This is a genomic window from Pseudomonas sp. SIMBA_068 (assembly GCF_046534705.1).
In the GTDB taxonomy this organism is placed as follows: Bacteria; Pseudomonadota; Gammaproteobacteria; order Pseudomonadales; family Pseudomonadaceae; genus Aquipseudomonas; species Aquipseudomonas putida.
Window position 1 is genome coordinate 1 of record NZ_JAWRYI010000342.1, and the last position, 282, is coordinate 282.

Sequence of the window (282 nt, forward strand, 5' to 3'; positions counted from 1 at the left end):
GTCGATGGCACTGTCGCTGCCACGCCGACAACTGCTACTCGATTGGGCTGCCCGCACCGGTGGCTGGATTGTCGAGGACGATTACGACGGCGAGTACCGCTACGTCAGCCGTCCACTTCCAGCGCTGGCCAGCTTGGATCGCCATGGGCGCGTGCTGTATGCCGGCACCTTCAGCAAGGTGCTGTTTCCCGGTATTCGCCTGGCTTATCTGGTGGTGCCGCAGGCGCAGGTGGCAGCGTTCGAGCGCGTCGGCCGGGCCTTGTTTGCTGCCGGGTCACCGTC

1 pseudogene is annotated in these 282 nt (G+C 65.2%); it reads left to right on the forward strand.

Going from position 1 to position 282, the window contains the following annotated elements:
- Nucleotides 1-282: pseudogene (locus SB756_RS29460) on the forward strand (PLP-dependent aminotransferase family protein); the annotation flags it as partial.